Consider the following 3,079-nt stretch of genomic DNA (forward strand, 5'->3'; position numbering starts at 1 on the left):
AGCCGTTTGCACTACCTTTCTACACCAGCCCCCGCCGCGGCGGCTGGTGTACCCCGCCATCGCCGCCCGGCGGGCGCGCGACGGGAGGGGCGCGCGCCGCCTGTTCGACGACCGGCACTGCGGAGAGCTGGTCGACGACTGCGGCGGCGCCGGCCGCATCCCGTTCTTCCACGCCGACGGGACGCCGCTGACCTCGGAAGAACTGCCCGCGTCCGATCCCGGACCGGGCGACACCGTGGCACGGGCCGAATGGTCGATCATGCGCCACGAGCGCGGTGACGTCGCCGGCGCCTTCACCGCCGCGGGCTTCGAGCTCCGGCAGCCCGCGAACCCGGCCGAGCGCGGAGCGTTCATGGAGACCCTCCGGCTGCGCATGGGACGGCCGCCCGTGCTGGCGGCCCGGGTCCGCCGCCTCGCCGCCGGGCGCGGCGGGGATCCGGTCACCGCGGTCTTCGGATCGCCGTACACGCCGCGCGGGGCGGTGACCGTCGAGGCGGGCGGCGAGGGCGAGCGCCCGCTGCTGAGGCCGGCGGCGCCCGGGGAGTACCGGAGCTCGGCGGCGCCCGACCACTGGCGGCTTTTCCCCGACGCCGAGCTGCTGCTCGCGGGCATGGTCGCGCCGGACGAGCTGCATCCGCTGATCCGGTCGGCGCTGTTCCCGGCGCGTCCGGCCGCCGACGGGCCGGTGGGGCCGCCGGATCCGGAGCCGCCGACGCCCGTGCGGGTCCGCTGCCGCGGCGAGTGGCACGAGGTCCGCTGGTGCGGTGGAGCGCTGGCACTCCCGCACGGACCCGTGGAGGAGCGGCGCGAGCAGACCCTGCGCGCGCTCGGCGGCGCCCTCTACGGCTGCTTCGCCGTGCGGGAGGCGTGGCGGACGGGCCCGGACCGGCTGCCGCGCGAGCTGCGGCGCCAGCGGAGCGAGCTGTTCCTGCGGGCGCTGCACGGCGACGCGCCCGGCGTGCTCCGCCTGCTGGACGCGGGAATGGACCCCCGGGCGCGCGACGGCGAGGGGCGCACCCTGCTGCACTTCGTCCACGCGATGGACCACCGCCTGGTCCTTCCCCGGCTGCTGGCCGCCGGCCTCGACGTCGACGCGCGCGACCGGTCGGACCGCACGCCGCTGTCCACGGCGGTCACCGAGCACGGCTCCCCGGACACCGTCCGGGCCCTGCTGGAGGCCGGTGCGAGCCGGGACGCCGAGGCGGGCGGCCGCCGCGTCCGGGGGACGTTCGCGTGGCTCGTCCGGCGCAGCGGGCGCGAGGACCTCGAACCGCTGCTCGCCGCGCCGTGAAGATCACCGAAATTCGGGTGGTTCGCCGGGTTGGTTCCGTTACGCTGCCGGTGGCGGGGCTGTAGCGCAGAGGTCGACGCACCAATACTGCATGTTGGAGGACGCCGGTTCGAATCCGGTCGGCTCCGCCCCGATCCGGCTGACGGGGACGAGGGAGTGCAGTGACGGCCGTTGCGCGAGCCGGCGGGCCGCGACCGCCGGTCGAGGACGAGGCGCCCGGCCCCGAGGAGCTCGCGGCCTGCCTGCGGCTGCTGGAGCGCGCGCGGGCCACCGACCCGGACGACCCGCGCTGGCGGGCCGTGCACGAGGCGGCGTCGCAGCTGCACCGGTCCGGCAAGAAGGCGCGGAAGGCCGCCCGCAGGACGCAGCGGCGCGCCGAGGACCTCGACGCGATGGCCGCCGCCACCCGCTTCCAGGACCAGGACCCCGGCGCCGACCCGGAGCCCGCTCCGGCGAGGCCCGCGTCCGGGCGGACGCTGAAACGGGCGCGGACCTGCTACGTCTGCAAGGCGCCGTACCGGGACGTGCACCCCGACTACCACCTGATGTGCCCGGAGTGCGCGGCGGAGAACCTGGCGCGCCGGCACGCCCGCTGCGACCTGCGCGGGCGGCGCGCCCTCGTCACCGGCGGCCGCATCAAGATCGGCTTCCAGGTCGCGCTGAAGATGCTCCGCGACGGCGCGGAGGTCCTGGTCACCACCCGGTTCCCGCGCGACGCGGCGCGCCGGTTCGCCGCCGTCCCCGACTCCGCCGACTGGCTCTCCCGGCTGCACGTCCACGGCGTCGACCTGCTGGACCTGCCGGGCGTCGCGGGCCTGCTGGAAGCCGTGCACGCCCGGTTCGACCACCTGGACGTCCTGGTGAACAACGCGGCGCAGACCGTCCGGCGGCCGCCCGCCTACCACCGGGAGGTGCGCGCGGCGGAGGCGCTGCCGCTGACCGGCGCGGCGGCGCGCGTCGACGTCGCCGAGGGCGGCCGGGCCGCGCTGGAGGCGGGCCCCGCCGCCGCGCTCGCCGTCCCCGACGACGCGCTGTTCCCGGCGGGGCTGACCGACGAGACCGGGCAGCCCCTCGACCTGCGCGACCGCAACAGCTGGACGCTGCGGCTGCACGAGGTCGACCCGGGCGAGTGGCTGGAGGTGCAGATGGTGAACGCGTTCGCGCCGTTCCTGCTGACCTCGCGGCTGCGCGGGCTGCTGGAGGCGTCGCCGTTCCCCGACCGGTACGCGGTGCAGGTGTCGGCGATGGAGGGCAGCTTCTCCCGCGAGCACAAGACCGTCCGCCACCCGCACACGAACATGGCGAAGGCGGCGCTGAACATGATGACCCGCACCTCGGCCGCGGACTACGCGGCGGCGGGCATCCACATGACCAGCGTGGACACCGGCTGGGTGACCGACGAGCGGCCGCACCCGGGCAAGCTCGAGCAGTTCGCCGCCGGGTTCCGGCCCCCGCTGGACGTGATCGACGGCGCGGCCCGGGTCTACGACCCGGTCGTGCGGGGCGTCGGCGGCGAGCGGCTGTCCGGCGTGTTCCTGAAGGACTACCGACCGGTGGAGTGGTGAACAGCATGGAGCCGACCCCCGTACGCTGCCCCGCGATCGAGCACCCGGACGTGCCGCCCGCCGACCCGGCCGCGCTCGCGCCGCTGCTGGCGCGGCTCGGGGACGGGGCGGCGGGCGGCGGCGGCGGGGCGGTCCGGGGCGGGACGGGGGGGGGGGGGGGCCGGGGGGGGGGGGGGGGGGCGGGGGGGGGGGCGGGGGGGGGGGGGCGGGTGGTCGGGGCGGG

2 protein-coding genes and 1 tRNA gene are annotated in these 3,079 nt (G+C 77.4%); all 3 read left to right on the top strand.

The features are described 5' to 3' along the window. On the top strand, positions 1-1,291 hold a 1,291-nt coding region (locus tag ABZ914_RS49315), incomplete at its 5' end, for an ankyrin repeat domain-containing protein (protein ID WP_500201508.1). 55 nt (positions 1,292-1,346) lie between these two features. After that, positions 1,347-1,419: transfer RNA gene (locus ABZ914_RS49320), tRNA-Gln, on the top strand. Between the two features lie 33 nt (positions 1,420-1,452). Further along, on the top strand, positions 1,453-2,856 hold the full coding sequence (locus tag ABZ914_RS49325; protein WP_500201509.1) for an SDR family NAD(P)-dependent oxidoreductase: 1,404 nt from the start codon (positions 1,453-1,455) through the stop codon (positions 2,854-2,856). The last annotated feature ends 223 nt before the right edge of the window (positions 2,857-3,079 follow it).

Source organism: Spirillospora sp. NPDC046719 (assembly GCF_040645715.1).
GTDB lineage: Bacteria > Actinomycetota > Actinomycetes > Streptosporangiales > Streptosporangiaceae > Spirillospora.